The 25,946-nt window shown below is 70.9% G+C and carries 19 protein-coding genes; 5 read left to right on the top strand and 14 right to left on the bottom strand.

Annotation, left to right across the window (positions count from 1 at the left end):
- Window positions 1–62 precede the first annotated feature (62 nt).
- The 4 genes from ACFORO_RS10965 to ACFORO_RS10950 form a co-directional block, all read right to left on the bottom strand.
- Window positions 63–1,244 carry an alkyl sulfatase dimerization domain-containing protein gene (locus tag ACFORO_RS10965; RefSeq protein ID WP_377868591.1) on the bottom strand — a complete coding sequence of 394 codons (1,182 nt, stop codon included), beginning with the start codon at window positions 1,242–1,244 and terminating at the stop codon, window positions 63–65.
- Window positions 1,244–2,566: an MFS transporter gene (locus ACFORO_RS10960; protein ID WP_377868592.1), complete on the bottom strand. Its 1,323-nt coding sequence runs from the start codon at window positions 2,564–2,566 to the stop codon at window positions 1,244–1,246. The genes ACFORO_RS10965 and ACFORO_RS10960 overlap by 1 nt, the downstream gene beginning before the upstream one ends.
- 77 nt (window positions 2,567–2,643) lie before the next feature.
- The gene (locus ACFORO_RS10955; protein ID WP_377868593.1) at window positions 2,644–3,963 is read right to left on the bottom strand and encodes an alkyl sulfatase dimerization domain-containing protein; all 1,320 of its coding nucleotides are present in this window, start codon (window positions 3,961–3,963) and stop codon (window positions 2,644–2,646) included.
- Complete coding sequence (locus ACFORO_RS10950; protein ID WP_377896540.1) at window positions 3,956–6,004, bottom strand: acetate--CoA ligase family protein; 2,049 nt, start codon at window positions 6,002–6,004, stop codon at window positions 3,956–3,958. Before ACFORO_RS10950 ends, ACFORO_RS10955 begins: the two co-directional genes overlap by 8 nt.
- Window positions 6,005–6,084: 80 nt before the next feature.
- On the opposite strand from ACFORO_RS10950, the gene ACFORO_RS10945 reads away from it, so the two are divergent.
- Window positions 6,085–7,254, top strand: coding sequence for a PucR family transcriptional regulator (locus ACFORO_RS10945; RefSeq protein WP_377868595.1), 1,170 nt, complete (start codon window positions 6,085–6,087; stop codon window positions 7,252–7,254).
- Here the strand turns inward: ACFORO_RS10945 and ACFORO_RS10940 are convergent, their stop codons facing one another.
- The 6 genes from ACFORO_RS10940 to ACFORO_RS10915 form a co-directional block, all read right to left on the bottom strand.
- Window positions 7,255–8,256: a hypothetical protein gene (locus ACFORO_RS10940; protein WP_377868596.1), complete on the bottom strand. Its 1,002-nt coding sequence runs from the start codon at window positions 8,254–8,256 to the stop codon at window positions 7,255–7,257.
- Between the two features lie 21 nt (window positions 8,257–8,277).
- Window positions 8,278–9,090, bottom strand: coding sequence for a DUF3592 domain-containing protein (locus ACFORO_RS10935; RefSeq protein WP_377868597.1), 813 nt, complete (start codon window positions 9,088–9,090; stop codon window positions 8,278–8,280).
- 9 nt (window positions 9,091–9,099) lie between these two features.
- A complete protein-coding gene (locus tag ACFORO_RS10930; protein WP_354735039.1) occupies window positions 9,100–9,627 on the bottom strand; it encodes a hypothetical protein in 528 nt (175 codons plus the stop codon).
- A 123-nt stretch (window positions 9,628–9,750) separates the two neighbouring features.
- Window positions 9,751–12,741: a hypothetical protein gene (locus ACFORO_RS10925; protein ID WP_377868598.1), complete on the bottom strand. Its 2,991-nt coding sequence runs from the start codon at window positions 12,739–12,741 to the stop codon at window positions 9,751–9,753.
- 1 nt (window position 12,742) lies between these two features.
- A complete protein-coding gene (locus ACFORO_RS10920) occupies window positions 12,743–13,777 on the bottom strand; it encodes a hypothetical protein (RefSeq protein WP_377868599.1) in 1,035 nt (344 codons plus the stop codon).
- Window positions 13,774–15,093 carry a hypothetical protein gene (locus ACFORO_RS10915; protein WP_377868600.1) on the bottom strand — a complete coding sequence of 440 codons (1,320 nt, stop codon included), beginning with the start codon at window positions 15,091–15,093 and terminating at the stop codon, window positions 13,774–13,776. Before ACFORO_RS10915 ends, ACFORO_RS10920 begins: the two co-directional genes overlap by 4 nt.
- Window positions 15,094–15,532: 439 nt before the next feature.
- Here ACFORO_RS10915 and ACFORO_RS10910 point away from each other — a divergent pair, with 439 nt between their 5' ends.
- The 4 genes from ACFORO_RS10910 (at window position 15,533) to ACFORO_RS10895 (ending at window position 19,140) form a co-directional block, all read left to right on the top strand.
- The gene (locus tag ACFORO_RS10910) at window positions 15,533–17,080 is read left to right on the top strand and encodes a flavin monoamine oxidase family protein (RefSeq protein WP_377868601.1); all 1,548 of its coding nucleotides are present in this window, start codon (window positions 15,533–15,535) and stop codon (window positions 17,078–17,080) included.
- 49 nt (window positions 17,081–17,129) lie between these two features.
- On the top strand, window positions 17,130–17,600 hold the full coding sequence (gene cynS, locus ACFORO_RS10905; RefSeq protein WP_377868602.1) for a cyanase: 471 nt from the start codon (window positions 17,130–17,132) through the stop codon (window positions 17,598–17,600).
- A gap of 170 nt (window positions 17,601–17,770) precedes the next feature.
- Window positions 17,771–17,992, top strand: coding sequence for an MbtH family protein (locus tag ACFORO_RS10900; RefSeq protein WP_354735033.1), 222 nt, complete (start codon window positions 17,771–17,773; stop codon window positions 17,990–17,992).
- A gap of 182 nt (window positions 17,993–18,174) precedes the next feature.
- Window positions 18,175–19,140 (top strand): hypothetical protein, encoded by a 966-nt coding sequence (locus ACFORO_RS10895; protein WP_377868603.1) that lies wholly within the window; start codon window positions 18,175–18,177, stop codon window positions 19,138–19,140.
- A 106-nt stretch (window positions 19,141–19,246) separates the two neighbouring features.
- Here ACFORO_RS10895 and ACFORO_RS10890 read toward each other — a convergent pair whose 3' ends face one another.
- From ACFORO_RS10890 to ACFORO_RS10875, 4 genes are read right to left on the bottom strand one after another with little or no spacing between them, the layout of a single operon-like run.
- Window positions 19,247–20,845, bottom strand: coding sequence for a beta-ketoacyl synthase N-terminal-like domain-containing protein (locus tag ACFORO_RS10890; protein ID WP_377868604.1), 1,599 nt, complete (start codon window positions 20,843–20,845; stop codon window positions 19,247–19,249).
- Window positions 20,842–23,520: an amino acid adenylation domain-containing protein gene (locus ACFORO_RS10885; protein ID WP_377868605.1), complete on the bottom strand. Its 2,679-nt coding sequence runs from the start codon at window positions 23,518–23,520 to the stop codon at window positions 20,842–20,844. The genes ACFORO_RS10890 and ACFORO_RS10885 overlap by 4 nt, the downstream gene beginning before the upstream one ends.
- Window positions 23,517–24,875: a DUF6002 family protein gene (locus ACFORO_RS10880; protein WP_377868606.1), complete on the bottom strand. Its 1,359-nt coding sequence runs from the start codon at window positions 24,873–24,875 to the stop codon at window positions 23,517–23,519. The genes ACFORO_RS10885 and ACFORO_RS10880 overlap by 4 nt, the downstream gene beginning before the upstream one ends.
- Complete coding sequence (locus ACFORO_RS10875; protein ID WP_377868607.1) at window positions 24,845–25,852, bottom strand: hypothetical protein; 1,008 nt, start codon at window positions 25,850–25,852, stop codon at window positions 24,845–24,847. The genes ACFORO_RS10880 and ACFORO_RS10875 overlap by 31 nt, the downstream gene beginning before the upstream one ends.
- Window positions 25,853–25,946: the final 94 nt, after the last annotated feature.

Raw genomic sequence — 25,946 nt, 5'->3', positions numbered from 1 at the left:
ACGTGGGGGTTCCCCTCACGTACGTCTGCGGAGCGGGCGACTCGTTCTGGACCGCCGCGGCGTCACCAGCCGCTGCGATAGAAGCTCCGCGACACGTAACTACTCGCCTCCGCAGCCCGAACCGCGCACAGTTCCTCCTTCACCGCCCGCGCCTGCTTGACCAGCGGGTCGTCCCCAGGCGCGAGCGCCAGCAGATCGATCACGTGCAACGCCTCCTGCACCCGCCCGTCCGCGCGCAGCCGCTCGGCGTGGTCGAGCACCGCCTGCTTATCCGTGATCGCCCCGGCCCGGGCGGCGGCCGCGGCGTCTGGGCGGGACGGGTGCAGGGTCGTCGGATTTCCGTCCCACCAGCCGGTTTCCGAGCGGACGATATCGCGGACGATGTACTCCCGGTGCCCGTAGTGCTCGCGCATCCACGGCACGTCGAACAGCTCGGCCGGGTACCGGAGGTCGTGCACGATGTCGTCCGCTCGCCGGCCCCGGTTGAGCTGGTCCACGACCGCGCTCCGCAGCCACCGGAGGGCGGCGGCGGTCATGGTGAGCTGCCGGACCGGATCCTCGCGGATGACGGGGCCGAATTCCGGCACCAGGACAGCGGGGTTCAGCGCGGCGAGGCGGTCCAATGTATCGGCCCAGCGGACGGTGTCGCGCATGGTGCGCATCGGCGTCCCGATGTTGGGGATGCCGTTGATCACCGCCGCGCTCCCGTACAGGACCCGCTGGGACGGCAGCCACACGGCGGTCACGTCGTCGGTTTCGGACGGGGCCCACAGCAGCCGGACGTCCGGGGCCAGGGTCATCGCTTCCCGGTAGGTCTGGTCGGGGAAGGTGACCGGCGGCGGGGCCGTCAGGTCGGCCATCGGGCGGCGGAATTGCCGGGTGTTGATGTGGTTCTGCAACCCGGCGGTCTCCAGATACCGCCGGTAGCGCCGGACGACGTTCTCGTGCGCGACGACGGCCGGGCGGCGTTCGCCATGGGCGGCCGCGTAGTCGAAGAACCCGGGTACGCCGTAGTTGTAGCCGAGATGGCCGTGGCTGTAGACGATCCAGCGCACCGGTTCGCTGAGCTGGTCCAGTACCGGCGCGACGAGGTCCGGAGACGGGCCGGTGTCGACGACGACGAGACCCGAGGGAGTTTCCACCGCCAGGCTGTTGCCCTGCAGGCCGATCGAGCGGACGCCGGGCGCGACCTCGGTGATCTCACCGGTGCCGTAGAGCGGGTTTTTGGTGTCCTGGAAAGGCATCAGCCGACCACCTCGGTGCGGAGTCCGAGCCGCCGCGCGGTGCGGTCCGGGTTGACGAAGAACATCGCGAGCAGACCGCCCACAATGGACAGCAGGCCGCTGATCGTGAAGGCGAGCGTGAAGCCGCCCTCGGGCGACGAAGCGGCTTGGATCAGCCGCCCGGTGAGATACGGGGCGAGCAATCCCGCCGTGGTGACCAGTCCGACGCTGATCGACAGCACCGCGCCGCGCTGCCGGGTCGGGCTGATCTCGGCGTTCATCGTGACGCCGAGCGCGAACACGACGCCGCCGAGACTGAACGCGACGGTCAGCAACGCGATCTGGAACCAGCCCCCGGTGTGCGGGAACAGCAGCATCGCGAGACCGGAGACGAGCACCGCGATGCCGCCGAGCACACCGCGGGCGACCCGGCTCGAAACCCCGCGCCGCATCAAGCGGTCGCTGAGCGCGCCCTGGGCGAGGTTGAACACGACGGACGCGATCCACGGCAGCGCGACCAGCGTCCCGGTGGTCACCGTGCTGTAGTGCAACGCCGTCTCGAGGTAATGCGGCACCCACGCGACCAGCACGGAAAGCGCCCAGTACGCGGCGAAACCGGCCAGGAAACCGCCGAGCCACGTGCCGCTCAGCAGGATCCGGCGGTAGGGCACGCGGGGTTCGTCCGCTTCGGTCTTGGCCTCGTCCGCGTGCACGGACGCGGTCCCCGCGACCTTGCCCTCCCGCCCGAAGATCGCCCACAGCAACGACCACACCAGGCCGACGACAAGCAGCGCGAAGAACGCCCACCGCCAGCCGTAGCCGACGATCAGCGCCGTCAGCAGCGGCGAGGCCAGCGCCACGCCGATGCCGGAACCGGCGTTCAGCAACGCGCTCGGCAGGCCGCGTTTCTCGTTGGGGAACCACTTGTACGCCGCGTGCATGGCCAGCGGATTCGCCGGTCCTTCGGCCGCGCCGAGGACGATCCGGCTGACCAGCACCGCGCCGAAGCCGACGGTGCCGAGCATCGGGGCCTGGGTCAGCGCCCAGACGACGCCCAGCACCAGCAGGATCCACTTCGTCGGCACGCGGTTCGACACGAACCCGACCACGATCGCGGAAATGCTGAACAGGAAGTAGAACCCGCTGCTGATCAGGCCGTACGCCTCGGGCGTCAGGCCGAGATCGTGCATCAGCGGCTTCGCGGCGAGCCCGAGCACGGCCTTGTCCGCGAAGTTGATCAGCATGAACACCAGCAGCAGCCCGGTGACGACCCAGCCGCGGGCGCTGGTGCCGCGGGTGCGCCGGCGGGCGGCGGTTTCGGCGGGGAGGGCGGGAGCGTTCATCGTGGGGTCCCCATTTCAACGTCGTTGTCGGACGGGGTGGTACAGAAAACTCAGAAAACTCAGAAAACTCAGAAAACTCAGAAGGCCCAGCGGGTGCGGCCCGCGGTGCGGGTGCGCAGTTGCTCGGCGCGGTCGGTGCCGTCCAGCACGGCTTGGGATTCGGCGGCGGCCCAGGCGTAGACGCCCTTCGCCATCGTCGAGGTCGCCGCTTTTTCCAGTGCGGTGAACACTTCCGCGCGGGCCGTGTGCGCGGTTTCGTCGTCCGGGGCCGCGTCCACGGCGAGCTGGGCGAAGTGCCCGGCCAGCCGGTGTTGCCCGGCGGCGAGCAGTTCCCGCGCCCGCGCGGCCAGCCGGTCGGAGCCGCCGGACAGGTCGGCGAGTTCGCGCGACAGGTCGGCGCGGCGGGCGGGTTTGAGGTTGGCCGGGTCGCCGTCGTACCAGCCGCCGTAGAGCCGCCAGACGTTGCGGACGACGAATTCCGGCTCGTCGTACGACGGTTTCAGGTACGGCTTGGCCAGCAGCTCGGCAGGCGCGGTGACGCCGTGCACCACCTCGTCGAGCGTGGCTCCGGCGTTCATCGCGTCCACGGTCTGGTCGTGCAGGGTTTCGAGGAACTCGGCGGTGTCCGACAGCGCGGTCCGGATCCGGTCCGCGCCGACGATCGGCACGCCGTGCCCGGGCAGCAGCAGTTCCGCGCCCAGTCCGGCCATCCAGCGCAGCGCCTGCGCCCACTCTGCGGCGTAGCGCTGGACCTTCTGCGGATTGCCCGGGTTGGGGGAGGACCAGATGAAAAAGTCGCCGCAGCACAGGATTTTCCGGTCGGGCAACCACGCGATCGTCGCGTCGTCCGTCTCGCCGCGGCCGTGTTTCAGCTGGACGTCGAGGTCGCCGATCCGCAGCGTCGTGGTGTCGCGGTAGGTGAGGTCGGGGTGCCGGTACCGGTCCGGCCAGCGGAAACCGGGCGACTGGAACTGCCGCTGGTTGATCACCGTGTTGTAGCCGCGGGTGCGCTCGTACCGCTCGAAGCGCGGCGGCGTGTTCTCGTGGGCCAGCACGGACGGGCGACGCCAGCCGCGTTCCTCGGCCTCGGTGTCGAATGGCCCGACGCCGAAGACGTGGTCGATGTGGCCGTGCGAGTAGACGGCGGTGTGCAGCGGGGCGTCGGTGCGCGCGCGGGTTGCGCCGAAGAGGTCTTTGGCGGTACGGCGTTCGCCGGTGTCGAAGCAGAACAGGCCGTCGGCGGTGGGGAAGAGGAAGACGTTGCCGAACGCCGGCCACATCCAGACGCCCTCGGCCAGCTCGTGCAGACCGTCCTTGCGCAGCGCGCCGGTGTGATACACGCGGGTGTCGGCCTCGCCTCGCCAGACTTTGTCCGCGTAGTCGAGCAGGTCAGTCACGGGATGCCTCCTGAAGAGTCTCGGTGAACAGCGCGTCGACGGCGACGAGGTCGTCGCCGGTGACGCAGAGCGGGTTGAGGTCGGCTTCGGCGAATTCCGGATGGTCGCCGAGGATGCGGACGAGCCCGTCGATCGCGGCGGCGACGGCGGGGACCGGGGCGGCGAGGACGTCGCCAGCCCATTCCGCCAGTTCGGCCCGCTGCTCCGGGGTCGCCGGGAGCAGCAGCGCCCGACGGGGTGCGGTGGGGTCTTCGGCACGGTCGCCGCCCGCGCCGAGAACGATCGCGGTGCCGTACAACGGATCCCGTGTCGCGCCGAGGGCGAGTTCGGCGGTGTGCGGCAGCAGGGGTTGCACGACGAGGGTGCGGTCCGGGTCGGCGGAGACCTCGTCCAGGCGGGCCTGGAGTGTCTCCAGCACCGCAGGTAGCTCGGCCGCTGTGACGCCGACGCGGACGAGCCCGGCGCGGGCCCGATGCGGAACGTCGGCGGCGTCGCCCTTGACCACGTACGGCTCCGGCCAGCCGTGTTGCTGAACAGCAGCAGCGAGATCGAGCCCGGCGACGGTTTCCACGTGCGGGATGCCAGCGTCGTCCAGCACCGGGATCGCCCGCAGCTCAGTCCACACTGGACGGTCGTCGCCGATAGCCTGGTGCGCGGGTTCCGGGACCCGGTCCGGGACCAGCACCTGAAGCCGTCGTACGAGAGCGCCGATGCTGGGCAACACGGTGTCCGGCCGTCCGACGTTCGCCAGCTCGCCGGGCGGCGCGCATGCCCAGATGAACCACGTCGGAGTCCGCATCGCTGCGGCAGCGGCGGCAAGCCGGTGATACGCCTCCCGGAACCGGTCGCCGAACGTCAGATAGAGCACGACGCCGTCCAGCTCCGGGTCTTCGTCGAGCGCGCCGAGGAGATCGCCGACGCGGTCGAGCCAGCGGTCGATGTTGCCGCCGAGATCGACCGGGTTCTCGTCGGCCGCCTCGACGCCGCCGACCTCGGCGAGCTTCGCGCGCGTCGCGTCCGACAAGGGCGGGATCCGGACGCCCAGCGCGGTGAGGTTGTCGGCGAGGATGCCGCCCGCGCCACCGGACATCGTGAGCACGGCCAGCCGCGGAGCAGGCGGAAGCGTCGTGCCTTTGCGGGCGCAGAGCACGGCGTCCACGAGCTGGTCGTCGTCCGTGACCAGGTGAATGCCCTCTTGACGGCACAACGAGGCGAGCAGGAAGTGATCACCGGCGACGGCCGCGGTGTGCGACAACGCGGCCTGCCGCCCGGCGGCGCTGCTGCCCACCGCGAGGGCGACCACGGTCTTGCCCGCCGCTCTAGCCTGGCGTCCGAGTTCGCGGAGACCGTCCGCGTCGCGCACGCCTTCGAGGTAGAGCACGAGCACCTCGACATCCGGCTGGTCGAGCAGGCAGCTGCCGAGCTCGTGGCTGGACAGGCAGGCTTCGTTCCCGACGCTCGCGTAGTACGAGTAGCCGATCCCGGCCTGTTCGAGCAGGTCAGCGAGCACGAACCCCATCGCGCCGCTCTGCGTGACGATCGCGAGCGGGCCCGGCGGGACGCGTTCGCGGTCGAGGAAGACAGTCGTGGACAGCTGCACCCCGGCGGGGTGGCTCACGACGCCGAGGCAGTTCGGGCCCAGCACGGGCAGGTCTCCGGCGGCCTCGCGCAGTTCGTCCTCCAGCGCGGTGTTGCCGCCCTCGGCGAAACCCGAGGCGAAGACGATGACCGCGCCGGAGCCGAGTTCGCGCGCCTGCCTGACCAGCCCCGGGACCGTTTCCGCCGGGGTCGCGAGGACCACGAGGTCGGGGCCGTAGCCGATCTCGGCGAGCGAGCCGACCGTCCGTACGCCGGGCAGCTCGAGCGGGCCGCGCGAGACCGCGAAGACCTCGCCGCCGTAGCCGCCGCGCAGCAACCGGTCCAGCGCGATCCGCCCCCAGGACAGCGCGGTGGTCGCGGACACGCCGACCACGGCGACCGACTTCGGGCGGAACAGCGGCTCGCAGCGCATGGGTCCGGGGCCTCCTGTGATCGCGGTCATGGACACAACCCCAACTGTCGCCCCTGGCCAATCCGGCTGGTAGCGCACATTGCCCAGGTTTTCGGCTACCGTGCTGTGACATGTCACAGCTGTCGTGGCGCAGCTTCGAGCACCGGCTGCCGAAGATGGGCGAGCGGACGATCCGCCGGTACGTCGAGACGTCCCCGCACTACCGGGGCCAGGTGCCCGCGCACCTGCACCTCCACATGGCGCACACCTGCCGCGAGTTCGGCCGGATGTTCGCGCGCGCCGTGCGGGAGCACGACGAGCTGCGCGAGGACGAACTGGAGCTGTTCCGCCGGCGCGGCCGGGAGCGGGGCGCGGAGGGGCTGCCGGTCAGCGAATTCGTGCACGCGTACCTGCTGGCGGCCGAGGAGATGTGGGCGGAGATCCAGGACCTGTCGGACGGGTCGCCGCCCGGCGAGACGACCGCCGTGCTGCTGAAGTGCCTGCACCAGGTGCTGAACGCGGCCGTGCAGGCGCACCAGAAGGAATTCCAGACCGCGGACCACGAACAACGCGAGGCGGCACGGGCCCTGGTCCGGCGGCTGGCGGCGGGGGAGTTCGTCCCGGAACCGGCCGACGTCCGGCTCGCCTCGGCGTACGGCGTGCTGGCCCTGCGCTTCGCCGCGGACCCGGCGGATTCAGTCGGCGACGCGGTCGGCCGGCATCTGGCGGGACAGCGGAAGGCGCGGTTGCTGTTGCAGCACCTGCGTCGAGAACTGTCCGGAGACGTGCTGGCCGCGTTGGATCCGGATGGCGGGCTGCTGTTGCTTCCGGCTGCTTCGGACAGCGGCGAGGCGGCGCTGATCGAGGCTCGGCAGGCTGTTCCGCGGGCGCATCAGACGACGGGGGTGGAGATCACCGGGGCGTTCGCGCACGCGGCGGATCTGTCGGAAATCCCGGCGGCGGTGGCTGAGGCGGAGAGGTTGCTGCGGTTGAATGCGGTCGCCGATACCGTTGCGGTGCTTGCGGATCATCTTTTCGAGTACCAGTTGAATCACGACAGTGCGGCGACGCCTCAGCTGCGTGCGCTGGCGGAGCGGCTGGGCGGCGAGCCTGATCTGACGACGACGCTCCGGACGTACTTCGAGACTGATTTCAACCGTCGCGAGACTGCGCGGAAGCTGCACGTCCATCCGAACACGGTGGACAATCGCCTGTCGCGGATCGCGAACCTGACCGGTGCGGATCCGCGTACTGCCAAAGGGTTGTTGCTGCTCGGCGCGTCGCTGGGCTTGGCGGGCTGATCATCCGGCGAGAGAACCGCTGCCGTTGGGTCCGGTGACCGTGACGCGAACGGTGCGAGCTGTTGGCAGCTGGACGACGGTGACCTGCCAGGTTTGCGGCGTGCCGACGTCGATGGTGCGCAGGGCTTTTCGGACCGAGCCGGGAATCTGGTCGACGGGCAGCGAACGGAGATCGAAGCGCGGGATCTGGACTCCGGTCGGCGCGAAAACGACGGTCAGCCGGTGTTCCTGGACGACCGCGGTGAGCGTCTGCGAGACGTCAATGCTCTGGGCCAGCCCATCGACGGCACGGCGCAGCTCTCCCTCGTCCAGCAAGGACCGGTCCGGGCCGACGTCGACCGTCGCGGAGCCTGACGAGGTCACCTCGGACGACGCGGGCGGCGGCGGTGCCGGGGCGCTCGCGTCCGGAGCGAACAGTTCGACGCGGAAGAGCCCGAGGACGGCGCCCGCGCCGAGCAGCAGGCCGAGCAAGGTCAGGACGCCGGCCGCGCAGCCTTCCGGCGGCGGGTGGACCAAAGCGGACTCAGCCGCGGGTTCGATGACCGCGTTCGCCGCCCGGCGCTGCCATCCCGGCGAAGGATTGGAGACGAGCCGGACCTTCCACGGCCGCTCCGGCGGGTACACGACCACCAGGACGTCGCCCGTGCGGTACTGCGGGAGATCGACCAGATTGACAGTGTGGGTCATCGCCGCGCGATGGGACGGGGCCCCGTCCGGCGCGACCGTGAGGATGAATTCGACCGGGAGATCGCCTGTTTCGGTGCCTCCGGCGCGCAGGCTTTCGATCCGCGCGAGCGCCACGACAGGTGGCACGGCCGCTTCGCGGGCGCGGCGTGGCATGCCGCCGAGGTACACGAGAATGCCGTAGCCGGCCGGAATTCCCAGCCCGGCCACGAACAACGGAACACTCTCGAGGATGACCCCGACGACGAGCGAACACAGGGTCGCTCCGATGACCAGACCGGTCAGGAAACCGAACGCGATCGTGCGAATGGCTGCCATGGAAGTGCTCCCTTGCGGCGGTCAGAGGGAAATCGGTTCCACCAGAACGGCTTTCGGATCCTGCGGGTCGTAGCGGACCTTCACCGCCGAACCCTGCGAAGGGGCTTGGAACAGCGGCGTGATCATGGTCGTCACGACCTCGCGTTCGCCGGTCTCGGTGGGAAACCGCACGGTGACGGCGAATCGCGGATTCCCCATGACCCAGACGTTCGTGAAGTCCACGCGGGTGAGAAAACCCGTCACCTGACGGCCGGAGCGGAGCAGCGCCTGCTCGCGGTCGTCCGCCTCGGCCGCGCGAAGGAACGACCGCAGCAGCACCACGATCAGGACCAGCGCGATGAGCCCGGCCACAGCGGGCACCAGGAATGGCTCGTAGTAGACGACCCAGTCCACATCGGACCACGGCTCGGCCTTGCCGTCGAGGAAGGGCAGCCGTTCGCCCACGGATTCCGGCGGCGTCCACGACGGAGCCGCCACGCCGCTGCCCAGCGTCACCCCGAGCGCCGCGGCCAGCGAGCTCGCGCGGAAGCTGATGCCCATGCGGCGCAACGACATTCCGCCACCCCACAGCATCGCGAAGCCGAGCGACGAAGCCACCGTGACCGACAGGCTGAAGAACAGCACGAGCGACCCCGCCGGTCCCGCGTCGGCCCCCCACGCGCCGACGCGGTTCAGTGACATCAGCCGGAAGCCGTCCAGCAGCCCGAGTGCGCCGGACCAGCCGGCGACCGCCCAGGCGAGCGTCGTGGGAAGCCCGAGCAGCCACAGCCGCCTGCTCGACGCCCGGGTCTCTTCAGGATCGTCCGACAGGTCGAACGCGAATAAGCTGAACACCGCGCCCGCCTACGCGATCGGCCCGAACACGGCGACCTTGGCCGGGTCGGCGGGGTCGAGGCGGGCTTCGTGGCGGGTCCCGGGCGCGTACTGCTGGATGGTCGCCTGCGGGGTGATCAGCGGGGTGACCGTCCGGTACATCATGCCGTCGGCGCGGGTGACCTCCAGCGTCGCGGTGTACTGCGCCTGCCCGGCGACCGTCCGGCCGGTCGGCTCCAGCGCGCGGATCACCAGCGTGGCCTTCTCGCCGGTGTCGTAGAGCCGGCGCAGTTCGGTGCCGTAGGCCTGGAGTTCCTGCTGCTGGCGCAGTTGCTCCTCCATCGGCAGCGCCATAAAGGCCGCCGTCGCCGGGTCGGCGGCGACGGTGCGGAACGCCTGCGCGGCCAGCTGCGGAGTCGGCAGCTGCGGGGTGATGTCGTGCCCCTGCGCGGCGGCTGCCTGCCGGAACTGCTCGGCGTGCTGCTGGAAATCCTGTGCGCCGCGGGCCATGCCCTGCTGGGTGGCCTCGTTGATCTTGTCGCGGATCTTCTTGAACATGGGATGCCTTTCGCCGTGTCGGTGTGCTGGACACAGCTTCGGGCGGGCGGGCCGCTACCGAACCCAGGTTTCGCGGTCGTGGGGTGCGTTGATGCTGGTCAGGTCGGTGTCAGGGGTGGGCTGCTACCGCGGCCAAGCCCTGCCGTCGTCGGTGGCGTCGAGACAGGTCAGAGCCGCCCAGAAGACCGGGGAGCGGGCTGGCCCGGGCCGTTCGCGCCAGCGCGCGAGCTGGTTCCGCTGCCACGCGCAGAGCTCGGCGACCGGATCCGGTCCGGCCAGCGCGGTGTCGACGGCGATGATCAGTTCGGCCATCGGATCCGCACCGGACACCGCGGCGGAAGTCGGCAGCGCCCACACCGTCGCGGCCACCAGCCCGGCCCCGGACGCGACGGCGGCGAGCAGCACGCCGAACGGTTCGGGCAGGCCGAAGTCGCTCGCGCTCGCGCAGCCGATCAGCGCCGCCCGCGCGGGCATGTCCACTTCGGACAGTGCCAGGTCGGCGGCGGTGAACGGCCGGTGCGCGCCGATCGGCGCGGCGGTGCCGGGCAGGTCGGCCGAGCAGGACAGATGGAGCGCGGTCTGCGCTCCGTGGACGTCCTGGATGCGGCTGACGTGCCCCGCGAACACCAGCCGCGAACACGGTTCGGCCAGTGCCGCGGCGAGCAGTCGCCGGTCGGTGTCGGTGCGGCGGACCAGGTCCAGGCCGCGCGCGGCGGCGGGGCGGACGGGGCCCGCGGCGAGCCGGGCGTCGAGGTGGCGGATCAGCGGCGAGGTCGCGTCTTGCTTGCCGAGGACCGAACCCAGCTCGCCGAACGCGCTCTGGCCGGGGATCCGCGGATCGAGCAGGTAGACAGGCGGTCCGGCGGGGCCTGGCTCGCGGCGCGGGATTCCGGCGGGGGCGAGGAGGGAGACGTCGGCGACGTCGAGGATCCGGAGGTCGCTGTCGAAGCAGGTGTCGACCTCGTCGGCGTCGAGCACGTGGTCCGGCCGCCGGTCCGGCAGGGCGAGCAGGCCCCACGGGACCGCGGCGAGCGCCGGTGACGGCTGGATTCGGAGCAGCGGGCGCGTGGCTCGCCGGAGTCGCGCTACGAGGTCGGCGGGCAGGAGGTTGAGCGCGAGGACGCGGGCGAGGCGTTGTTCTCCGGAGGAGAAGGCGTCGAGCGATCGTCGGACGGCGTCGGCGATCCGCTCGCCTTCCCGCGGCGTCGGGGAAGCCTCGGCGAGGAACCCGCGCGCGGTGTCGACGAGATCGGCGTCGATCGGGTGCGTGTGGACGGTGTCGAGGTCGCTGGTGGTGCGCCAGCTGAGGTAGGTGTGCCCGGCGTCGGCGTAGCGCAGGATGAACGTCTCTCGACCGGGTTCGGCGGCAGGCCAGGTCTCGACCGTCCGAGTTGCCGAGACGCACCCGTAACGCTCGTCGGCCAGCCGGGACCAGTCGTCCAGTTCCATCGGCGAAGACGGCGACCAGCGCAGACCGGGCGGCGGGGCGAGCCGGAGCGGGAGCGACGAGGTGACCGAACCCAGTGCTGCCAACGGAAGTTGATCGGCCTCGGCGGGCGGCGTCGCCAGCGCGGGGAGTTCGCCGGTCAGGTTCAGGGAACGGTCCTCCGGGTACGCGCCGACCGCGCAGGTCCGTTCGATCAGCTCCGCGATAAGGCGCGTTTCGCCGAGCTGGGTCAGCAGGACCATCAGCAGTTCCGTCGCCGGGCCCGCGACGCTGTTCGCCCACGCTGTGCGCGCCTGGGCCGACGCGAAGGCGAACCGGTACTCCTGCGCGGCGAGGGCCACCGGGAGCAGCAGGTCCAGCACCGCTCGCGGGTCTTCGCCGCGTGCGTAGCCGATCGTGGCCGACAGGTAGTCGGCGCGCAGGCACTCCAGCCATTCGCCCGAATCGCGGGCCGCGGTTTGAAGATCGGCCGCGTGCTTTTCCGCGGCCGGCCAGTCTTCCTCGGCAGCTGCACAGCGAGCCAGCGCCGACGCGAGTCGACGCGCGCCCGGGGTGTCTCCGCTTGCCGCCCACAGCTTTCCCGCGTGTTCGAACTGGTCTCGCGCCTGCGCGACTTCGTCGGCGAGCAGCAGCAACGTGCCAAGCGCGTAGCTTGCCTCGGCCACGTCTCCGGTCACTCCGGCGGCGGCGAGTTCGTCCCTGGCCTTGACGATCGCCGCGATCGCGCCGGGGAGGTCGCCGTCGAGCGCGCGGGTTTCGGCCAGCCCGATGGCGAATTTCGCCGCTGCCGGACCGTCGCGGCGGGAGGCGAGCCGCAGCAGGTCCGCGGTCGCGTCTGCTTCCTCGCCGCCTGCTTGGCGGATGCGGGCGCGTTCGGCCCGTGCCATCGTCTGCAGCGCCGCCACCTGGACGCGGACCTCGTCGATGTCCGCGATGCGGTCGAGGTCGGTCAGGATCTCGTCGATCGCGTCGCGCGCTCCGGCCGGATCCCCGGCGGCCACCTGCACGCGCACTTCGAGGATGCGCAATTCCAGCTCGTCGGCGCCGTACGGGTCGAGCTGCTCGCGCGGGAACTGGCCGGGTTCGGCCGCCTTCCGGAACACCGCGCGACGTCGCTGATCGCCGAGCAGCTCACGGGCCCGGTCGAGGTCACCCTCCTCAGTGGACAGTGAGATGAGGACGCGTTCCGCTACCTCGCGGGAACCCTCGATCATCCGCAGTTCGGCATACTGTCCGAAGTGGACAATGGCGGCGGTGCTCACGGCGAAGACGCTGAGCACGGCTTCCGCGCACTGGCGCGCGTTGCGGAGGTCGCCCGCGGAGTAGCAGACGGTGGCCAGATCGCTGACGGCGGCGACTTCGAGACTGACCCGGTCGAGTTGCTGGGCGAGCTGACGCATCCGTGCGTAAGCCCGCTGAGCACCGGCGACATCCCGCGCCGCGGCGAGTTGCTTGGCCTCGGCTTGGACAGCGAAGGCTTCGGTGAGCAGTTCGTGGTACTCGGTTTCGGTCAGCGAGCACGCGGGCAGCTCCTGGTAAGCCGCCGGATCGAGACAGAAATGCTTTGCGACGCAACGACAGTTGTACCCGTGTGAAACCGCGCCGGCGAGTTCTGGGGGCAGCGGCCGGTCCGGCGGCTCGAGCGGCGGCGGCAACCCGGCGAGCACGTCAGAACTCCTCGTCGGCGACGGCGCGTTCGGCCAAGGTCCGTGCGGCGGGCGGCAGCGCTTCGCGGGCCCGCGCCAAGGAGATCACTTCGGCCCGGTCCTCCGACGTGGTCCCGTTGACGTCCGGGTCTGCCGCGCCGACGACGAGACCGATCCGGTTGGAGGACGTCGCCGCCAGTCCGGTCCCGGCTTCGTCCAGGTCTGCGGTTCCGGCGAATCCCGCGCTGCCGAGGTGCAGGGCGGCTTCGGCGAAGGGCTCGCTGTCGTGAGTCGCGACGGCAGTGAGGGATGCGTCGTCGAGCGCACCCGTGACTTCGACCTCGAGCCGGGCGGCGGTCCTGGTCGCGACGATCCGCCAGGTCACGGTGTCGTCCGCAGCGTCCAGAACGCCCGGCGGGACCCGGGCCCAATCGACACTCGCGCGTCCCTCGGCCAGCACGCCCTCGCCGGACGCGGAGGGGCCAGCACCGGCAGCCAAGGCGTACGCACGCTGACCAGGGGCAACCCGTGCTGCCAGGTCGGCCGCGACTTCGGCTCGTTCGAGGTCGTCCTGGCGGTCGAACCAGGTGGAGAGCTGCGTGCACAGCTGCCGGGTTTCCTCGGCCACCGATCCGGCGGCAGCGAACAAGCCATTCGCCGCGTCGAACAGCTCTCCCGGACTGGCTTCGAAGCCGTCGAGCAGGCCCTCGGCGACGTCCTCCACTGCCATGGTCGCGACGGCCGCTTCCAAGTCCAGCAGCGCCGGGTCGAGCGACGGGATGCCGAGGGTCGGGCTGGCGGGCCACCAGCGGCGGGCCCACAGCAGAAGGGCGAGGTGGGCCAGTTCCGGCTGGGCCGGGAGGTCGACGTGCCCGTCGCGGAGTGCGGTCAAGCTGGCTTCGGTGCCGACGAGCCTGGTCAGCCACGGTTCGGCCGCGCTGGCCTCGGTGAGTTCGATCCGCATCGACGCCACCGAACCGCCGAGCAGGTCGGCCAGCGCGAAGCGGATGAGGCCGCCGTCCGCCGCGATGACTGGAGTGTGCACTGGATGGGTCACGAGGCAGCCTCCAGTCGCGGCAGGCTGGCGACGAGGGCGCGGCGCACCTTCGTCCGCAGATCCAGCGACGTCGAGCGGACGACCCCGGTGAGCAGGTCCCGGATGTCGGCCGCGGCGGCCGGAAACTCGCCGCTGACGTCGAAGCCGTGCAACCGGACCCACAGCCGCGCGAGGAACCGCTTCGCGAACTCGCGCAGTTCTCGCAGGACCTCGGCGTCCGGTTGCGCGATGAGGGGCGTCGAACCGGCCAGCGCTCGGCGTGCGTACAGGACGTAGCCCTCCCTGGCGACCTGAGCGTTGAGCCGCTGCGCGAATTCCGGGAGGTCGCCCCGGGGCCCGTCGAGTGGCCGAAGCGCGGGTGCGAGGACGACGCCGAGCGCGAAACACGTTGCCAGCACGGGTAATTCAAGCCCGAATCCGGCGGCCGTACGGCTGAGTTCTTCGTCGACGAGACCGGCGACGGGGTTCTGGTCAGCGGCGGGCAGGCGGCGCAGGGTGGCGCGGACCCGGCGTTCGATGCTGCGTTCGAGAAGCTCGCTGCCCGTTTCGTCGCGCTGGTTCAGCGGGGGCACGGCGGTGCGTTCGCCGCGCTGAAGGCCGAGATCAGGCGCGGGCAGGCCGGAAACCTCGCGGACGGCCCGGGCGAGTGCGGCGGCGCCTCCGGGCTGACGCAACGCGAGGCCGAACGCATGTCCGGCGGGGGAGTCGGCGAGCGCCTGCCAAGCCTCGTCAGTGAAGCCGTTGACGACCGCGGCGAGCAGCGCTGCGGCGTCGGCTGTCTGGTACGGGTGTGGTGTGGTGTGCCAGCGGCGGCGCAGTTCGGCGGTCAAGTCGGCCGTGGGCTGGGGGGCGGCCAAGTAGCGGCTCAACTGATCGACCCCGGCCGCACCGTCTTCGCCGTGCCATTCGCGCAGCGTCGACGCGGCCCGCTCCGGCGCGGCGGCGTCCGGCATGCCGAAGGTGGTCGCGAGTTCGTAGGCGAGCGGGAAGCACACGTCCTGGACGTTTCCCGCCGTGATGCGCAGGGCCCGGCGTTGCCGCTTCAGGTGGGTGAACCACGCCGCAGTGGCGCGCAGCCGCGCCGAATCGGCCAGCAGCAGCTCGGTCACTTCCGCCGCGGCGGGCGGATCCAGCAGCGGGCGGCCCAGGCGAGGCCTGGCCGCGGTACGGATGACGAGCGGATCGAGGATCTTCTTGATCGTGCGGGTCAGCGGACCGCCGTCGCCCGCCGAAAGGACCTCGACGTCCGGGATCCGCCGCCAGGCGTGCGCGAGAACGGCCGAGCGCAACTGGGACTGCCCGTGGCCTGCCGTCATCGCGCCCCCTCGCTCCGCCCGCACTTTATCCTGTCGCGCGGTCCGGTGTCCGACGGGCATATTCCACCGCTGGCGGAAACGCCCGGGAAAGGGAGAAGGATTCGGCGCCGAACACGGAATCGAGTGCGGGGCGGGGCGGGAACGCGCGTTTCCCGGGTTTTCGCTGAATTCGGCTGCCAGATGGTGCAACGGATACGGAAGCGCGGCACGGTCCGCGGTGCGGAAGACGTAATGCGAGCAAAGACATAACCCGGTCCGGCTCAGGGTGGTTACCCGGAATGTTGTATTGAGCGGCTCGCGCGATCTGCAGTAGGCTCGCCGCAGCTTCGCCGCACTAAGGAAATCCTTATGTCTTGCGGTTCTTGGGGAGAGGGGAAGATGTCCGATGGCTGGTTCTGTCCTGCCGCCGGGATTGAGCAGACGGCGGTTTATTTCGGCAATGGGAGCGGCCGGCGGCGCGGGCGCGATGTTCGCGACGATGGGGGCGCTGGGTCTCGCGCCGACGGCCCGCGCGAGCGCGGGTTACGAGCCGCCGCGCCGGTCGGATTTCACGCTGACCGGGCGCGGAGCGGCGAAAGTGGTGATTCTCGGCGGCGGCGTCGCCGGGCTGGCGACTGCGTACGAACTGACGAAGGGCGGCTACGACTGCACCGTTCTGGAGGCGGCCGATCGTCCGGGCGGGCGGAACTTCACCGTGCGCGGCGGTACGGTGCAGACCGATGTGCGCGGAAATACGCAAACCGCCGCTTTCAGTGAAGGAATCTATCTGAACGCGGGCCCGGCGCGGATCGCGCAATGGATGGTCACGCTCGATTACTGCCGTGAACTCGGGGTGCCGATCGAGGTTTTCACGAATACCAACGCGAGCGGTTTCGTTTTCAACGAAGCGGCCGGAATGCAGCAGCCGCAGCGGATCCGGACCGCCAAAGCCGACGTGTACGGATATGTCAGCGAACTGCTCGCCAAGGCGACCGACCAGGGCGCACTGGACAGCGAACTCACCGCGACGGACAAAGAACGGCTTCTCGATTTCCTGCGGGACTGGGGCGCGATCGGGGACAAGGCGGCGGGCCGGCGCTACGTCGGCTCGTCCCGGCGCGGCTACTCGACCGATCCGGGCGCGGGCGACCAGGCGGGCGTGCCGCTGGGCCCGGTGCCCTCGCTGGCCCAGACGCTCGCCGACGGCGCCGGCCGGTACTTCTCCTTCGATTTCACCTACGAGCAGGCGATGCTGATGTTCCAGCCGGTCGGCGGCATGGACCGGATCCCGATGGCGCTGGCCCGCGTGCTCGGACCGCAGCGCCTGCGGCTGGGCACGGAGGTCACCAGGATCGTCAACGCGCCGGACAAGGTCGGCGTCACCTTCCTCGAGCGGAACGGCAAGGAAGGCCACCTCGTCGCCGATTTCTGCGTCGCCGCGCTCCCGCCGCAGGTGCTCGCCCGGATTCCGCACAACCTCGGCGCGGACGTCCAGGCCGCGCTCGGCAAGTGGCAGCTCGGCACGGCCGCGAAGATCGGCCTGGAGTACCGCAGCCGGTGGTGGGAGACCGACTACCGGATCTACGGCGGGATCACCGACACCGACCTGGACATCGAACGCCTCTGGTATCCGTCGCACGGTTTCCACGGAGCGCGCGGGCTGCTCGTGAACTACTGCTACGGCAACCACGCCCGCCAATACGGGGAGCTTTCCCCGGACCGGCGGGTGCAGCGAGCGGTGGAGCAGGGCGTGAAAATTCACGGCGCGAAGCACCGCACGGAACTGGCGAACTCGTTCTCGGTCGCCTGGCATCTCGTGCCGCACCTCGAAAGCGCGTGGGCCATGCCCCCGCTCGGCACCCCGGCCTACCAGCTGCTCGGCAAACCGGCCGGACGGGTGTACTTCGCCGGGGACTGGCTCACGCACCTCACCGCCTGGCAGGCTGGGGCCTTCGAGTCCGCGCGGCTGGTGGTCCGGCGACTGCACGAGCGCGTCCTGTCCCGCTGAACTCCCCGGCGGCGCGGCGGCAAGCGGTCCCTCCGAGGAAAGGACTCCCATGGTGCACTCCCAGTTCGACCCGGCCGTCCGCGAGGCGCTGGCCGCGAAGGCGGTGGAGGCCAAGACCCGCGAGGGCCTCACCTGGCAGCAGCTCGCCGACGCCGCCGGTCTGTCGCCGGTGTTCACGACCGCCGCGGTCCTCGGCCAGCATCCGCTGCCGAAGGGGTCCGCCGAGGCCGTGGCCTCGCTGCTCGGCCTGGACGACGACGCCGCGCTGCAGCTGCAGACGGTGCCGGTCCGCGGGTCGATCCCGGAGCGGGTGCCGACCGACCCGACCATGTACCGCTTCTACGAGATCCTGCAGGTCTACGGAACGACCTTGAAGGCGCTCATCCACGAGCAGTTCGGCGACGGGATCATCTCGGCCGTCAACTTCAAGCTCGACGTGAAGAAGGTCGACGACCCCGAGGGCGGCTCACGGGCCGTGATCACCCTGGACGGCAAGTACCTGCCGGCCAAGCCGTTCTGAGCCGGCGGCGGGCCGGAGCGCCTTCCGGCCCGCCGCTTGTCTTGCTGAACCGATTCCGGCGAAGAATTCCGGAACCGGGCAGTCTTGGCGCACACTGCTCGTCGTCGTGGCAATGCTGGTCTATCCTGCTCTCAGCGCGGTGCTGTCGCCGACCGGAATAGGAGAACGCTGTGACCAATCCGTTCGAAGACGAGAATGGGGTTTACCTCGTCCTGGTCAATGCCGAGAATCAGCACTCGCTGTGGCCCGAGTTCGCCGCCGTGCCCGCCGGATGGACGACCGTCCACGGACCGGCGTCCCGGGCGGAGTGCCTGGACTACGTCAACGAAAACTGGACTGACCTGCGCCCCGCCTCGCTGATCGCCGCGATGGCCGAGTCGCCCGCGCGCTGACGCCTCCCGGGGCGGGAAATACCGGAAACGACATCGATCGCCGGACGAGGAAATACTTTTCAGACGTGTTTAGCAGCCGTAGCTGAACCGTCAGCACGACGATTGTATTCTTCGTGTACGCGGGCCTGATTGACTTCGCCTGGAGGGGGATTAAACGGCGTTTCTGTCAGATCGGTGGTATAGTGATCCGGCTTCATCTGACCCTGGAGTCATTTCAGTCCGTCCGATTTCTCGAAGGCCCCCTCCCGGTTGTCGAACTGCTCGGCGCGCTGTGCCGGCTGAGAAGGGACGCGCGTCCCGCCGGGCATTTCCCGGTCCGGCTCCGGCCGCCCCGGCCGATCCGGCCGCTGTTCGACCTGTTCTCCGCGCGCGGCGAGGTGCCGGACTTCCTCGTCTCGCGCCGCGCCGAGATCGGCTCCGCGCTGGACGACCTCGCGGCCCTGCCCGCCGACCGGGTGCGCGCCGACCTCGCGGCGACGTTCCGGCTGAAGCGGCCCGCCGGGTGGCTGCACGACCTCGCGTCCGGAAGCGACGACGCGAGAACGGCGCTGGTCAAGGCCGTCGAGGAGGGATACCGCGGCTTGGTGGAACCGCAGTGGGCCGAGATCGTGGCGACCGCGCAAGCGGACCTGGCCCAGCGGGGGCACATCATGCTGCGCCAGGGCGTGGCGAGAGCGATCGGCTCGGTGTCCGCGGGGATCGGGCAGCTCGGGAACGTGGTGGAGATCGGCAGTCCCGCCGACCGGGACCTGCCCGCGCCGCACGGGCTGGACTTCGTGCCGTCGTGCCTGGCCCCCGAGACGGTGGTGATCCCGGGCGGGCCGGGCGAACCGGTGACCGTCGTGTATCCGATCCCGGGCGTGTCCGCGCGGAGCGGCCCGGGTCGATCGAGCGGTGACGGCTTGTCGGCACTGGTGGGGGCGCGCCGGGCGGCGATTTTGCGGGCCGCGGTCGTGCCGCGCGGGACCACGGAGCTCGCGGTGCAGGCCGGGGTGAGCTTGTCGTCGGCTTCGGAGCACGCGAGTGCGTTGCGCAATGCCGGGCTGATCATGACGGTGCGGGCGGGGCGGAAGGTGCTGCATACGGCGACGGAGCTCGGCGCTTCGCTGGTGCGGGCGAGTGATGCGCGGTTGTGCGACGCGCGTTGACCCCGGCTGGGCGCTTGCGGGCTGTCTCGGGCAGGGCGGAGCTTCCGGGCTGCGCGACGTTGGGCTGGCGGCGGTGAAAGTCGCCTGACCTGACGATGACCTGGCCTCATTCGGGCAGCACCGGAACCCCTTTGGCCCACTGGTGGGTGCGTTCGAATGGATAGGTCGGCAACCACACTCGGCGGTGGCCGGGTGCGAAGACTGCCGACCAGTCCGGCGTGCCGCCCTCTGTCCACAGCCTGCCGAGGTTCGCCAGCTCGGTGGACGGGGAACCGTTGGCGACGATCTCGAACTGCCGGAAGGGCCAGGCCCGGCGACCGGTGGCCAGGGTGAAAGCTACGTCGGCCAGTGGCAGGTCGGGCGAGCGGTCCAGGTGATCCCGCAGCTGGGCCGAAACAGTCGCCAAGGCCTGCGGGCTGCGGGCGGACAGGACGAGGAGGTGCTGGGAGCAGGCCGCCGGGCGAGGGAGCGGCGGGGGTTGTTCCAGGAGCACGTGCGCGTTCGTCCCGCCTAGGCCGAATGAGCTGACTCCGACTCGGCGGGGTGCGATCAGTTCGAAGGGCTCGGTGTTGACCGTAAAAGCGCCGGAGAGGGGGAGGTGCGGGTTCGGACGGCGGAAGTGCGCGGTCGGCGGGACGGTGCCGTGCCGGGCGACTAGGGCGGACTTGATCAGGCCGACGACCCCGGACGCCCCGTCCAGGTGGCCGATCGCGGGCTTCACCGAACCGAGAAGGCACCCGGGGATCCCGGCGAGCCGGAAGGCGCGGTCTAGGGCGTCGACCTCCAGTGCGTCGCCGAGAAGGGTGCCGCTGCCGTGTGCTTCTACGTAGCTGACGGCGTCGAATTCCGCGGCCCGCAACGCTTCCAGCACGACGGCGGCCTGTCCGCTGCCGCTGGGAGTGCGGTACTCGGGGCGGTCGCCGTCGTTGTTGATTGCCCAGCCTCGGATGACCGCGTGGATGGCGTCGCCGTCGTCCAGCGCGTCGGCGAGCCGTTTGAGCAGGACGGCGCCGGAGCCGCTGCCGAAGACCGAGCCGTCTGCGTCGGCGTCGAAGGTGCGGCAGCGGCCGGACAGCGAGACCAGGCCGTCGTCCGCGGCCAGGCGGGCCGGGTAGGGGATGGCCGCGGCGCCGGCGAGGGCGAGGTCGCAGCGGAAGTCGGCGAGGTTTTGCGCGGCCAGGCATACCGCGACCAGCGAAGACGAGCACGCGCTTTGCACGGCGAGGCTTGGGCCGGAAAGGCCGAGTGCGTAGGACACGCGGGCGGCGGCATGGTCGGTCGCGGCACCTACTGGATGCGCGCCGGGCCAGGCGCCGGCCAGGCGGTAGTGCTCGTACCAGCTCGGGCTGACGCTGGCGAAGACTCCGGTGTCCGGGCACGAAGCCGGGTCGTAGCCCGCGTCCTCGAAGGCTGACCACGAGGTTTCCAGCAGAAGCCGGTGTTGCGGATCGAGTTGTGCGGCCTCGTCCGCGCTGTAGCCGAAGAACTCGGCGTCGAAGTCGGCGATTCCGGTGAGGTGGCCGACTGCGCGCACCAAACCAGGGTCGCGCAGCAGTGATTCCTCGACTCCGGCGGCGCGCAGTTCTTCGTCGGAGTAGCGGCGGATCGGGTCGACGCCTGCGAACAGGTTGCGCCACAACGCCTCCGGGCTCGTCGCGCCGGGGACGCGGCACGCCATGCCGATGATCGCGATGTCCTCGGTCATCGGGAACGCTGTCCTGCCCGGGCGGCGCGGCGGCGGGACATGCGGTCGCCGACCCGGTCCAGGGTGCCGTCGGAGCTGGCTGACAGGGAATCGGCGAGCGCGGTGATCGTGGGGTGGTCGAAGAACCGGCCGAGGGGGATCTCTACGCCGAGTTCCTTCTCCAGCAGGCGTTTCAGCACCGGGACCTGTGCGGAGTGTCCGCCAAGTGCGAAGAAGTCTTTGTCCATCGGCGGGTTCGGCAGTCCAAGCACGGTTGACCAGGCGCGGGTGATCGCCTGGGGTACGTCGCCCGGAGGGCGACGGGTCGGCGACGGAGCGGGTAGCGCGCGGACGTCGACCTTTCCGGTGCTGGTCAGCGGGAACGTATCGAGGACGGTGACGGAGCGCGGGACCATGTAGTGCGGCAGCTTCCCGGCGAGTGCGTCGAGCAACGGCTCCGGATCCGGGCGCGAGCCCCGTGGCACGACGTACGCGAGGATCTCGCTCTGTCCGGCGACGGCGACGGCCTGCGCGACCCCGGGCTGAGCGCACAGGGCCGCTTCGACCTCGCCGAGTTCGACCCGGTAACCGCGGATTTTCACCTGCCGGTCGGCGCGGCCCAGGTGCAGGAGGGTTCCGTCCGGCAGTCGGCGGGCGAGGTCTCCGGTGCGGTAGGCGGGCACGCCGTCGATCGTCACGAACTTCCCGGCGGAGGCGGCCGGATCTCGCCAGTAGCCCGGCGCGACGTGCTGGCTGAGCACGGTGATTTCGCCGCGCAGGCAGGTGCGGCGGCCCGCCGGATCGAGCAGGACGACCTCGACGCCCGGCAACTGGCGGCCGACTGGGATCACTTCGCCGTCGACCTGCGCATCGGGGCCCAGATGGTGCTGCGTGACGAAGCTGATCTCGGTGGCGCCGTAGCCGTTGACGAACACGCAGTCTGGCGCACCGACGCGGCGCGCTCGTTCCACGTCGTCGCGACGCACCTGCTCGCCGCCAAGGAGAACCGCGCGCAGGGCGGGCAGGCGACGGTCGCCGAGGGAGTCGGTCAGGTAGCGGAACATCGTCGGCGTCGAGTGGTAGACCGTCACCTCGTGTTTCGTGAGGACCTCGCCGAGTGCGGCGACGCCGTGCGCGGCCACGTCGAAAGGCACCACCGCGGCACCGCTGAGCAGGGCGGAGAACAGGTCGGTGACGGCCATGTCGAAGCCGAAGGACGTGAGCAGGCCGAGCCGGTCGGCGGGGCTGATCCGGAAGTTGCCGACGTGGTTGCGGACCTGGAAGAGGACGTTCGCGTGCGGCTGCGCTACCGCCTTCGGCTTGCCGGTCGACCCCGAGGTGTACAGGACGTAGGCGAGGGAATCGCCGGACGCGGCGATGTCCTCCAGCCGGAGCTTCACTGTGGACAGATGGTGCACGGTCAGCGTGGGGGCGATCCGATCGCACAGGGGCTGGTGTTGCGGGTCGGTCAGGACCGTGGTGGCGCCTGCGTGGGCCAGGATCGCGGCCAGCCGGTCGGGCGGATGGTGCGGGTCTAGCGGCACGTACGGCCGTCCGGTGAGGACGGCGGCGACGATCGCGACGATGTGCGCTGGTCCGTGCGGGAGCAGCAACCCGACTGGGCCGGTGTCAGACCGCAGCAGGGCGGCGGTCCCGGCCGCGCGGGCGGCGAGTTCTTCGTAGGTGAGGGTCTCGGTGTCGGTGAGGATCGCCGGGTTGGCGGGGAACCGTTGGCAGATTTCGGCGAACCGGTGCGCGATCGAGGTCGCGTCGGCGGGGAACGGGGTGTCGCTGGAGGTCTCGAGGGTCGACGTTCGATCGCCGCGGGCGCGCGGGAGCAAGTCCGCCGTGGACCGCTCCGGGTGGTCGAGGATCTCGGTCAGCAGGGTGGGCAGGTCGGCGGCGAGGTCGGAGAGGAGGGACTCCGGCAGGTGCCCGAGCCACGAGATCCGGGGGCGGTTCGTCCGCAGGGTCAGGACGATCTCCAGGTCGTGCGGCGTCGAGGAACGGGCGACCGGTTTCAGGCTCAGCCCGCCTGCCTCGACGGGTTCGCCGTCCTCGCCCAGGGCGAAAGCGCTCAGGCTCGAATGGTCGAGGAATTCGTCGACCGCGACCGCTACTTCGATTCCGGTGGCCACCGTGCGCTGGGCGGTGGCGATGTCGTTGAGTGCGGTCGAGACCGGCCGATCCTCAGTGAGGTCGACGACGAGCGCCGTGCCGTCGGACAGACCGAGCGTGATCGCACCGGTGCCGGTGTAGCGCCGCAGCAGCAAGGCGATCGCGGTGAGGAAGACCGAACCGGGCTGACCGGCGAAGCGCGCGTCGAGTTCGGTGGTCAACCGGGCGCAGCGGCCGGACGGGGCCAGGTCGAGCCGGGAGCGGATCGGGTGGCTCGCTGCGACGGCCGGGGTGAACTCGGGTGCGGGGGAGCCGGAAAGTTCGGCGACGAGGTGTGCCAGGAACTGCCCGAACCGCAGGTGAGTGGCGTGGGGCAGCGCGACCAGCAGTACGTGCTCGTCCTCGGCGAGAGAACGCAGGCTTGCCTGCAGCGGAGGTGCGGAGAGGTCGTGGTCCTCCGGAAGAGCGTCCACTGTGGAGGGTGGATCGTCCGGAAGCCGGCCGGCGATCCGCTTCAGGACGGCAGACAGCTCCGCCCGGTCGAGCGGGCCGGTGATGCGCAGCGCCCGCACGGTCATCGCCCCGCCGGGACGGCCAGCGCCGCGTCCACCGCCGCACTCACCTGGTCCAAACCGGTGACCGGCACGAGCGCCGCCGGTTCGATCGGCTGGTAGTCGGCGGCGGTGTACGTCCCCGACGCGTGCAGGACGATCTCGGTGCCCGCCGGGACCAACCGCCGCTCGATCGCGTTCAACACCCCGGTCATCGCCATCACCAGCGACCATTCCCGCAGCTCGGCGTGGTCGTCGGGCATCGGCCGGCCAGCGGCGTTCAGCAGGTCGCGGACCGCCGCGTACCGGTTCGCGCACTCCTGCCGGGACACGACGATCCCGGTCCCGCCGAACCGCCGCACGAGCGGGTCCATCGTCTGCGAGGTGGCCGGGCGGCGGGTGTAGAACGTCGGCTCCAGCACCTCGTCCGGGTCCTCTGTGGACAGCGGGAAGTGCGGGTCGGCGTCTTGGACGTAGTGCCCGGCCGAGCGGCGGTACCGGGGCGCGTTCGCGGGGTCGTGGCCGCCGTGGAGCAGGCTCAGCACCATGTCGGGCGCGCCGAGGTGCTGGACCAGCAGGAAACCCGGATGCGTGGCCGGATCCGCCTCGCGCGCGGCTTCGAGCTGTTCCCGGCCCTGGTGGTAGCCGAGCAGGCCGAACGCGCTCGACACGGCGTGCGCGTGCCAGCGGTTGCCGCGGGCGGGGTCCACGTCGTTTTCGAGGAAGGCCCGGGCGGCGTCGGCGACCAGGTAGTTGTCGAGGTCGAGGGTGAACCACAGGCGCGGAGAACCGGGGCGGACTTCTTCGCGGGCCACGAATTCGCGGGCGAGGTCTTTGACCTGCTCCGGTCGCGGGCTGTCGAGCAGCAGCACCGGATTGCGGCGGGCCAGCTCCGGCTCCCGGGACAGTGCGCTGGAGCGGAATTTCGACTCGGAACGGGCGGGCGCGAGCACGATCACCCGGAGCTGGTCGGGCCGCACGAGACCGGTCGCGATCGCGCGGTCCACCGCGTCGCGCAGGGCCACGCCCTTGTTCGCGGACGTCGGCGTGAAGATCACGATCGGCTCGCCGGTGCGCCGGACGTGCTCGACCGCCCTGGCGACGATCAGCAGGGAGGCGAAGGTTTTCGTCGTGTGGGTGCCGGGGTTGCCGGTGAGGTCGAGCAGCCGGATCGAGTGGCCGTCGATCTCCGCCAGCGGGCCCCACGCGGCGGTCGCGACGGAGAAGTACTCCCGGGTCGCGGGGTCGAGGTCCGGCAGCGCGGAGCCGGGAGCGAACCGGCCCGCCGAGGTGACCGGAGCGGGCACGCGGCGTTCGATTTCCGCGCGGATCCGGGCGTAGTAGTCGGTGATCAGGTTCCGGGACGCGCGAGGGACGGCCATCGCTCCTCCTCGTTCGGGACAGGGGCAGGGGAGCGCAGCCGGTCGCGCAGCTCCAGGAGGCGGTCGCAGACGGAAGCGGTGTCCTGGACCGGGAATCCGGCCGCGACGTCGGGCAGGTGCGGCAGCAGGGCCGCGCGCGCGGTTTCGCCGAATACGACGTCGGACCCCTCGACCACGACTCCGTCCCGGCGCCCGTCGCGCTGGTTTCGCCGCACCGCGACGTCTTCCTCGACGGGCAGGTCGAGAGTCAGCGAGCTGTCGCGGATCCGCACCGGGTATCCGCCGGGCAGCCCGAGCGGTCCCGGTACGTTCGTCCGGGTGTCCGCGCCGGTCAGCAGGTTTTCGACCAGCAAGGCAACGGCGTGCCCGGTCACCGCGTTCAGCTCGCGGCGGTCGACCGCGCGGAGCTTGGCCAGCCGGGCCGTGACGTCGGTCAGCGGCGCGTCGTCCAGCCAGGCCAGCGCTTCGTCGGCGGCGTCGTCGGGTGCGTGCAGGTGGACGTGGTGGGCGAGCACGCGCAGCGTCCGGGTGTCGTCGGCGGGCAGCGTCGCGTGCAGTGCGGCGGCGAGGGTCTGCACGTTGCCGATGCCGCAGAACACCGGCAGTCCCAGGGCTTTCAGCAGGGGGTTGACCGCGTCCGGGAAGCAGCCGTTGACCAGCAGCGACTTCGGGCTGGCCGCCGCCACCGCCCGGGCGAGCGAGATCGCGGGTCCGGCTTGGAGGGGCAGAGTGAGCCCGAAACCGCCACGGCGCAGCAGGTTCGTCCACTCCGACGGGCTTGTCATCCGCTCCCACGGCGACTGATGCGAGGCGCAGTTCAGCACGACCGTCGGCTGGGTCCGCGTCAGGACCTCTCGCAGGTCGGTCAGGGACCCCGCTTCGAAACGGACCGGCGAGCCGCTCAGCCGCGCCCGCATTTCGGCGAGATCCGCGACCTCCCGCGCCTGTCCGGGTCTGCGCGCCAGGACGTGCACCACGGCGGGAATCCTCGCCAGGGCAAGCGAAAAACACCCACTGCGTGCCAGGGATCCGCTCCCGGCGACGACGACGCGGGGCACCCGGGCCGAATTC

Source organism: Amycolatopsis halotolerans (assembly GCF_042647905.1).
Classification (GTDB): Bacteria; Actinomycetota; Actinomycetes; order Mycobacteriales; family Pseudonocardiaceae; genus Amycolatopsis; species Amycolatopsis halotolerans.
The sequence above is the reverse complement of the archived record's forward strand: the minus strand, read 5'-3'. Positions and strand labels throughout refer to the sequence as shown.

Coding starts and splice junctions, on each gene's coding strand:
- ACFORO_RS10885 (WP_377868605.1), bottom strand. CDS start 23,520: ATGACCGTGCGGGCGCTGCGCATCACCGGCCCGCTCGACCGGGCGGAG.
- ACFORO_RS10915 (WP_377868600.1), bottom strand. CDS start 15,093: ATGACGGCAGGCCACGGGCAGTCCCAGTTGCGCTCGGCCGTTCTCGCG.
- ACFORO_RS10880 (WP_377868606.1), bottom strand. CDS start 24,875: ATGGCCGTCCCTCGCGCGTCCCGGAACCTGATCACCGACTACTACGCC.
- ACFORO_RS10945 (WP_377868595.1), top strand. CDS start 6,085: ATGTCACAGCTGTCGTGGCGCAGCTTCGAGCACCGGCTGCCGAAGATG.
- ACFORO_RS10890 (WP_377868604.1), bottom strand. CDS start 20,845: ATGACCGAGGACATCGCGATCATCGGCATGGCGTGCCGCGTCCCCGGC.
- cynS (WP_377868602.1), top strand. CDS start 17,130: ATGGTGCACTCCCAGTTCGACCCGGCCGTCCGCGAGGCGCTGGCCGCG.
- ACFORO_RS10910 (WP_377868601.1), top strand. CDS start 15,533: ATGGGAGCGGCCGGCGGCGCGGGCGCGATGTTCGCGACGATGGGGGCG.
- ACFORO_RS10930 (WP_354735039.1), bottom strand. CDS start 9,627: ATGTTCAAGAAGATCCGCGACAAGATCAACGAGGCCACCCAGCAGGGC.
- ACFORO_RS10965 (WP_377868591.1), bottom strand. CDS start 1,244: ATGCCTTTCCAGGACACCAAAAACCCGCTCTACGGCACCGGTGAGATC.
- ACFORO_RS10950 (WP_377896540.1), bottom strand. CDS start 6,004: ATGACCGCGATCACAGGAGGCCCCGGACCCATGCGCTGCGAGCCGCTG.
- ACFORO_RS10940 (WP_377868596.1), bottom strand. CDS start 8,256: ATGGCAGCCATTCGCACGATCGCGTTCGGTTTCCTGACCGGTCTGGTC.
- ACFORO_RS10960 (WP_377868592.1), bottom strand. CDS start 2,566: ATGAACGCTCCCGCCCTCCCCGCCGAAACCGCCGCCCGCCGGCGCACC.